Origin of the sequence: Methylobacterium sp. SD274, assembly GCF_017355285.1 — a bacterium.
Lineage (GTDB): Bacteria > Pseudomonadota > Alphaproteobacteria > Rhizobiales > Beijerinckiaceae > Methylobacterium.
This window is the reverse complement of sequence record NZ_JADIJP010000022.1, coordinates 82,038-89,729: the sequence shown is the minus strand read 5'-3', so window position 1 is coordinate 89,729 and position 7,692 is coordinate 82,038. Positions and strand designations below refer to the sequence as shown.

The window sequence follows — 7,692 nt, the reverse complement described above, 5'->3', positions numbered from 1 at the left end:
CAGCCGACCTGCGTTGGCAGCCCTGGCCCGACCAGGCCATCACCATCGGCTACATGACGCGCTCTGTGTCGCCCAACGCCATGGAAACCATCATCGGTTCGATCACCCGCAGCGCCTTCCTCGCGGGCGAGCCGATCCGCCCGCAGAAGATCGCGCGGTCCGACGGCGGCTTCATGGCGGCGATCCTGCCCTCCGGCATGCGTGCCGTCGCCATCGTCACCGATACGCGCGGCTCGAGTTCGGCCGGCGGCTTCATCCTCCCCAACGACCATGTCGACGTCATCCGCACCTATCGGGACGAGGATGCTTCGCGGTCCGGCGGTGGCGAGGCGCAGATCTCCGAGACCCTGCTCACCGACATCCGCGTGCTCGCGGTCGGCCAGATCGTCCAGGAGAAAAACGGGACGAATGTCGTCACCGGCGAGACGGCGACCCTCGCCTTGACCCCGTCCCAGGCCGAAACCGTCACCCTGGCGCAGAAGGTGGGACAGCTCTCCCTATCCCTGCGCAGCCTCGTGGATGCCGGCCGAACCGTGGATGCCGTACCCGAGACGCAGCAGGATTCCGCGATCACCGTCGTGCGCTTCGGCGTCGCCAGACAACAACCGCGTCGCTGAGATGCCGAACCGCGCGATGTTCAAGGATTCTTCGATGACCACGAGACATCGCGTCCGCGTGGGCAGCCTGGCCGCGTTCGCGGCCCTCGTGGGGCTGGCATTCCCGGCCCCGCCCGCCGTGGCGGCGCCGAGAGACAGCTTCACGCCCGCCCCGATCGTCGATGTCGGGGGCAATGAATCCGGCACCTCGCGCCGCGTCGAGCTGACGACCGGGCGCTCCCTCGTGATCGACCTGCCGCGCGACGCCAAGGAGGTCTTCGTCGCCAATCCGAAAGTGGCCAACGCCGTGGTGCGCTCGACCCGCAAGGTCTTCGTGATCGGCATGGAAGACGGAGCGACCTCGATCTTCATCATGGATGCCGAAGGCCGCCAGATCACCGCCCTCGACGTCACCGTGGCGCGCGACCTCAAGCTCGGAACCCTGCGGCAGATCCTGCTCCAGAGCATCGTTGGCGGGCGGTTCGACATCCGGACCGCGGGGGATTCCCTCATCCTGTCCGGCACGGTCGGTTCCGCTGCGGAGGCGGCCCAGGCCATGGACATCGCCACTGCCTTCGTTGGTCAGTCCGGCGGCGGTGCCGGCGGTCCTGGCGCGAAGGGCGCGGTCATCAACAACCTCACCATCCGGGGCAAGGATCAGGTGATGCTCCGCGTCACCGTGGTCGAGGTCGCACGGACGGTGCTCAAGCAGTTCGGCGTCAATCTCAGCGGCAACTGGTCCGGTTTCAACCTCGCGAACGTCGCGCCGTTCGGTCTCAATGGCGGGCAGTTCCCGAACGGGAACGAGATCAGGGCGACGATCAATGCAGGCGGCGGGGCGAGCGTCTCGGCGACCTTGCGCGCCTTCGAGCAGGCCGGCGTCTCGCGCATTCTCGCGGAGCCGACGCTCACCGCCATTTCGGGGGAATCCGCCAAGTTCACGGCCGGCGGCGAGCTTCCCGTACCCGCCACCCAGAACTGCACCGGCGGCGTCTGCACCACCGGCATCACGTTCAAGACCTATGGCGTGACCCTGAACTTCACGCCGGTGGTGATGGCCGAGAACCGCATCTCGGTGCGCGTCGCGACGGAGGTCTCCGAGATCGACCAGACGAACTCCTTCACCTTCACCCAGGGCGATTCCACGGTCTCGGTGCCCGGTTTCACCTTGCGCAAGACCGAGACCACGGTGGAGCTCGCCTCCGGCGGAACCATGATGACCGCCGGTCTGATCCAGCAACGCAACAAGGCCTCCGTCGGCGGTCTGCCCGGCCTCGTGAACCTGCCCATCCTCGGAGCCCTGTTCCGTTCGCGCGACTACCAGCGCCAGGAAACCGAACTCATGATCATGGTGACGCCCTACATCGCCAAGGCGATGGAGGCGAAGCAGGTGGCGCGGCCAGATGACGGCTTCATCGATGCCCAGGACGGCCAGGCGATCCTGCTCGGACGCTTGAACCGGGTCTACGGTTCGGCTCGCACAGCGCCGCTCGGCGCCACGTATCGCGGACGCGTCGGCTTCATCACCGACTGACGCCCCGTGCGAGATCCGCGCAGCCACGACATTGCAGGACGAAGCGGCCCCGGCCCCATCAGGACCCGACCCCCATGTCACTCATCCCGTTCCGCTCCCCCCTCGCCGTGCTCGCCTCGATCGCCCTGGCCACGACTTTGGGTGCCTGCCGCGCCGACCGCGCCGAGACCACCGGTTCGCTCTATCCGGCCGATTACCGGACCCGTCATCCCATCGTGCTCGCCGACGACACGCGCTCGCTCGATGTCTTCGTCACCGGTACCGGTCATATCGATCCGCGACAGCGCGCCGATATCGAGGCCTTCCTGCTGGAATTCCGCCGCTACGGGCGCGGCACCGTGATCCTCGACATGCCGCGCGGCGTCTCGCCGTCGCTCGGCGCAGCCGTGGAGCGGACCGGTGCCGGTATCCGCAGGCTGGGTGCAGAGAACGGTGTCGGCGGAGGGCAGATGGTGGTCACCGGCTACGCGGTGGCGGACCCATTCCTCGCCTCGCCCCTGCGCCTCAGCTTCCGGCGCCTGGAGGCGAAAGTCGGCAACCAATGCGGCCTGTGGCCCCAGGATCTCGGGGCCGGAAGCCCTGCCTTCTCCGCGCGCAACGAGACGCATTGGAACCTCGGCTGCGCCATGCAGTCCAATGTCGCGAGCCAGATCGCCGATCCGGTGGACCTCGTGCGCGGTCGCCCTGAGGGGCGCATCGACGCGGTCCAGCGCACCATGGACATCAACAAACTGCGCGAGGGCAAGGATCCGTCAACCATATGGCGCCAGGATGGGAAGACGTCGGTGAAGGCAGCCATCGATAACTGATCGACGCTCCCCTTCCGTCGTTCGACAGAGCTTCGGCCTTCGTTTCCAACCAGAGACCGGACCCCGCCCCATGCCCGATATCAACGAGTCACCCGAGCGCATCATCGCTCCGGTGCCGCGGATCACGATCCAGGCATTCTGCGAGACCGGCGAAACGGCCGCGACGATCGAGGCCGCCGGGAGCGACAGGCGGCTGCAGAAGGCGCAGATCAAGATCCAGATGGGCGGCGGTCCCGCCGCCGTCGAGGCTTTCCGTCACGCGCCCACGCCGAACGTCGTCATCATCGAGACGCAGAGCGCGAAGTCGCGTCCCCTGGAGATCCTCGATTCCCTTGCGGAAGTCTGTGACGAAGGGACGAAGGTCGTTGTCATCGGCCATGTCAACGACGTGCAGCTCTACCGCCAGTTCATCCAGCGCGGCGTGAGCGAGTACCTGATGGCGCCGGTGGAGCCGGTCGTCCTGATCCAGGCCCTGTCCGACCTGTTCACCGCGCCCGGAGCCCGCCCGGTGGGGCGCACCATCGCGGTGGTGGGCGCCAAGGGCGGCGTCGGCTCGTCCACCATCGCCCACAACCTCGCCTGGACCGTGGCACGCGAGCACGCGATGGCCACCGTCATCGCCGATCTCGACATTGCCTTCGGGTCGGCGAGCCTCAACTTCAACCAGGATCCGCCGCAGGGCATCGCTGAAGCGGTCTTCGCGCCCGAGCGCCTCGATTCGAATCTCCTCGACCGGCTGCTCTCGAAATGCAGCGACAATCTCTCTCTTCTCTCCGCGCCCGCCACCCTCGACCGGACGACGGACCTGAACGAGACCTCCTTCGACAACCTCATCGACCTGATGCGGGCGGCCGTGCCCTGCGTGGTCCTCGATGTCCCCCATACTTGGTCGGCCTGGACCCGGCGCCTGCTGATCTCGTCCGAAGAGATCATCGTCGTCGCCCAGCCTGAACTCGCCTCCTTGCGCAACCTCAAGAACCTGCTGACCCTGCTGCAGCAGAACAGGCCGAACGACGCCCGTCCGCGCATCGTCCTCAACAGCGTCGGCGTGCCGAAGCGGCCGGAAATCTCGGCCGGCGAGTTCGCGAAGGCCCTGGACGCCACGCTGACGGCGACGATTCCCTATGACCCGGCCCTGTTCGGCACGGCGGCGAATAACGGCCAGATGATCGCCGAGGTCCAGGCCGGCGCCAAGGCATCGGATGTGTTCTCCGAGCTCGCCGCACGCATGATCGGCCGCCCCGAGGCGCGCCGCCCCCGCGGGAAGCTGTTCGAGCCCCTCTTGTCCCGGTTGTCCCGACGCAAGGCGTCCTGATGGCCCCGAACCGTGAGGAGCCCTGTCATGTTCGGTAGGAGGAGCACCGGCACGGCGGTCGCGGCCACCATCGCGGTTCCGTCGGCACCCAAGCCATCGGCCTCCATCCCGGTCTTCGACGACCATGCCGCCGAGGCGAAGAAACCGCAGGCGGAGCGGCCCGTCCCGGTCCGGGAGACGGTGAAGTCGGAGGATTATTTCCGCACCAAGAGCATGATCTTCGGCGCGCTGATCGAGGCCATCGATCTGGCGCAGCTGTCGCGTCTCGACGTCGAGTCGGCGCGCGAGGAGATCCGTGACATCGTCTCGGAGATCATCGGCCTCAAGAACATCGTCCTGTCCATCGCCGAGCAGGAGGAACTCCTCGACGACATCTGCAACGACGTGCTCGGCTACGGGCCGCTGGAGCCGCTTCTGGCCCGCGACGACATCGCTGACATCATGGTCAACGGCGCCAACCGGGCCTTCATCGAGGTCGGTGGCAAGATCCAGCTGACCAATGTGCGCTTCCGCGACAACCAGCAGCTGATGAACATCTGCCAGCGCATCGTCAGCCAGGTCGGCCGGCGCGTCGACGAATCCTCACCGATCTGCGACGCCCGCCTGCCCGACGGGTCCCGCGTCAACATCATCGCGCCGCCGCTCGCCATCGACGGGCCTGTCCTCACCATCCGCAAGTTCAAGAAGGACAAGCTCACCCTCGACCAGCTCGTGACCTTCGGGGCGATCTCGCCCGAAGGCGCGCGGATCCTCCAGATCATCGGCCGCGTCCGCTGCAATGTGGTGATTTCCGGCGGTACGGGGTCCGGAAAGACCACCCTGCTGAACTGCCTGACGCGCTACATCGACGAGGACGAGCGGATCATCACCTGCGAGGACGCGGCCGAGCTGCAGCTGCAGCAGGCCCACGTGGTCCGCCTCGAGACCCGGCCCGCGAACATGGAGGGGTCGGGCCAGGTCACCATGCGCGACCTCGTGAGGAACTGCCTGCGCATGCGGCCGGAGCGGATCATCGTCGGCGAGGTGCGCGGCCCCGAGGCGTTCGATCTGCTCCAGGCCATGAATACCGGCCATGACGGCTCGATGGGCACGCTCCACGCCAATTCCCCGCGCGAGGCCCTGGCCCGTATCGAATCGATGATCACGATGGGCGGCTTCAGCCTGCCGTCGCGGACCCTGCGCGAGATGATCGTTGGATCCATCGACATCATCGTCCAGGCGACGCGCCTGCGCGACGGCTCGCGCCGCATCACGCACATCACCGAGGTGCTGGGCCTCGAAGGTGACGTCATCATCACCCAGGACCTCTTCGTCTACGACGTGCTGGGCGAGGACGCGAACGGCAAGCTTCTCGGACGCCATCGCTCCACCGGCATCGGCCGTCCGCGCTTCTGGGAGCGCGCGCGCTATTACGGGGAGGAGAAGGCCCTGGCGGCCGCCCTCGACGCGGCTTCAGACGGCGCCGTCACCCCATGAACGGGCTGCAGATGCCCCTTGCCGTCGGGCTCGCGGCAATCGCCGCCGGGGCTGTCGCCTATGTGGTGCTGACGCCGCTCCTGTCGGGCGAGAGCCGCGCGGCCAAGCGCAGGCAGGCCGTCAGCGTGGTGACGTCTCCTGCCCAGCGCGTGGCGACGGCGAGCCGACGTGAGCAGGTGGCCAGGAGCCTGAAGGAGGTGGAGGCCAAGCGTGGCGGGACGAAGGTCTCGCTCGAGCTCAAGATCGCCCGCGCCGGGCTGGATTGGTCGAAGCAGAAATTCTACGCCGTCTCCGCACTCATGGCCGTCGTCACCGGTCTCGTCGTCTTCGTCCTCACCGCAAATACGCTCGCGACTCTCGCGGGCCTCTTCGCCGGCGCCTTCGGCCTGCCTCTATGGCTGCTGAGTTTCCTGCGTAAGAAGCGCATCAAGGCCTTCATCACCGAACTACCCACCGCCATCGACATCATCACCCGCGGCGTGCGCTCCGGCATCCCGGTGGGCGACTGCTTCCGGATCATCGCCCGGGAAGCTCAGGAGCCGATCCGTGGCGAGTTCCGCCAGGTGGTGGAATCCCAGACCATGGGTCTCACTCTCGGCGACGCCATGGTGCGGATGTACGAGCGGGTGCCCGTCTCCGACGTCAATTTCTTCGCCATCGTCATCGGCATCCAGGGCCGGTCCGGCGGCAATCTGTCGGAGGCTCTCGGCAACCTGTCGAGGGTCTTGCGTGAACGAAAGAAGATGGAGGGGAAAATCCAGGCCATGAGCATGGAGGCCAAGGCGTCGGGCGGCATCATCGCGGCGTTGCCCTTCGTCGTGGCGGTCCTGACCTACCTCTCCAGCCCCGATTACGTCGCGCTGCTCTGGACGACGAATACCGGCAAGATGGCCCTCGTCGCCTCTGCGATCTGGATGTCGATCGGGATCTTCGTGATGAAGAAGATGATCAGCTTCGAGGTCTGACGCCCATGTTGTCCGTCATCGGCGAAAAGCTCATCGACCCGCGCTTCATCGGCATGGTGTTGGCCGGCGTGGCGGCCGCCGCGACGGCTTTCGCCTTGCTGCAGCCGCTTCTGGAGCCCGACAAGCTCAACAAGCGCATGAAGCTCATCGGCGAGGAGCGCGAGGAGTTGCGCCGGCGCGAGCGGGACCGGTTGAACAACAGGTCGACGCTGCGGGTGGCGCCGAAGGCCTACATGAAGCGGGTCGTGGACCAGTTCAACCTGAGCCGCTGGCTCGGCACCGACACCGCTCGGCAGCAACTGGTGATGGCGGGATACCGTTCGCCCGGCGCCGAGACCGGGTTCCTGTTCTTCCGGATGGTCATGCCCATCGCGGTCGGGCTCGCGGCGATCGTCTATCTCTTCGTCTTGAAGATCCTGGATTACTCCGTCACCGTCCGCCTCATGATGGTCATCGCCGCCCTGCTGGTCGGCATCAAGGCACCCGAACTCTACCTCATCAATGCCACCAAGAAGCGCCAGGCCGAGATCCGGGCGGCATGGCCCGACGCCCTCGACCTCATGCTGATCTGCGTCGAGTCGGGCATGTCAGTGGAGCACGCCATTCGCCGGGTCAGTATCGAGACCGTCACCCAGTCGGTGGCGTTGGCCGAGGAGCTCGCCGTCACGGCAGCGGAACTGTCCTATCTGCCGGATCGGCGCATGGCGTTCGAGAACCTCGCCAACCGCGTGGGCCTCGATGCCGTCAAGGCGGTCGCGACCGCGCTGATCCAGGCCGAGCGGTATGGCACGCCCGTGGGTCAGGCCCTTCGCGTGCTCTCACAGGAAAGCCGGGACCAGCGCATGAACGAGGCGGAGAAAAAGGCAGCCGGCCTGCCGCCGAAGCTGACCGTGCCGATGATCCTGTTCTTCCTGCCGGTTTTGTTCGTCGTCATCCTGACGCCGGCAATCATCCAGATCTACCGCTGAGGCCGTATCCGCGTCTCAGGGGAGCGTGG

7 protein-coding genes are annotated in these 7,692 nt (G+C 66.7%); all 7 read left to right on the top strand.

Annotation, left to right across the window (positions count from 1 at the left end; translation table 11 throughout):
• Positions 1–617, top strand: a 617-nt coding sequence (cpaB, locus tag IPV08_RS18005) for a Flp pilus assembly protein CpaB (protein ID WP_207412878.1), incomplete at its 5' end; no start/stop codon positions are given.
• Between the two features lie 16 nt (positions 618–633).
• A complete protein-coding gene (locus tag IPV08_RS18000) occupies positions 634–2,130 on the top strand; it encodes a type II and III secretion system protein family protein (protein WP_207412877.1) in 1,497 nt (498 codons plus the stop codon).
• A 74-nt stretch (positions 2,131–2,204) separates the two neighbouring features.
• Positions 2,205–2,939, top strand: coding sequence for a CpaD family pilus assembly protein (locus IPV08_RS17995; protein WP_207412876.1), 735 nt, complete (start codon positions 2,205–2,207; stop codon positions 2,937–2,939).
• 70 nt (positions 2,940–3,009) lie between these two features.
• Complete coding sequence (locus tag IPV08_RS17990) at positions 3,010–4,254, top strand: AAA family ATPase (RefSeq protein WP_207412875.1); 1,245 nt, start codon at positions 3,010–3,012, stop codon at positions 4,252–4,254.
• A 27-nt stretch (positions 4,255–4,281) separates the two neighbouring features.
• Positions 4,282–5,730 (top strand): CpaF family protein, encoded by a 1,449-nt coding sequence (locus IPV08_RS17985; RefSeq protein WP_056432718.1) that lies wholly within the window; start codon positions 4,282–4,284, stop codon positions 5,728–5,730.
• Positions 5,727–6,695, top strand: coding sequence for a type II secretion system F family protein (locus IPV08_RS17980; protein ID WP_207412874.1), 969 nt, complete (start codon positions 5,727–5,729; stop codon positions 6,693–6,695). The genes IPV08_RS17985 and IPV08_RS17980 overlap by 4 nt, the downstream gene beginning before the upstream one ends.
• Positions 6,696–6,700: 5 nt before the next feature.
• Positions 6,701–7,663, top strand: a complete 963-nt coding sequence (locus IPV08_RS17975; RefSeq protein WP_207412873.1) for a type II secretion system F family protein — start codon at positions 6,701–6,703, stop codon at positions 7,661–7,663.
• Positions 7,664–7,692: the final 29 nt, after the last annotated feature.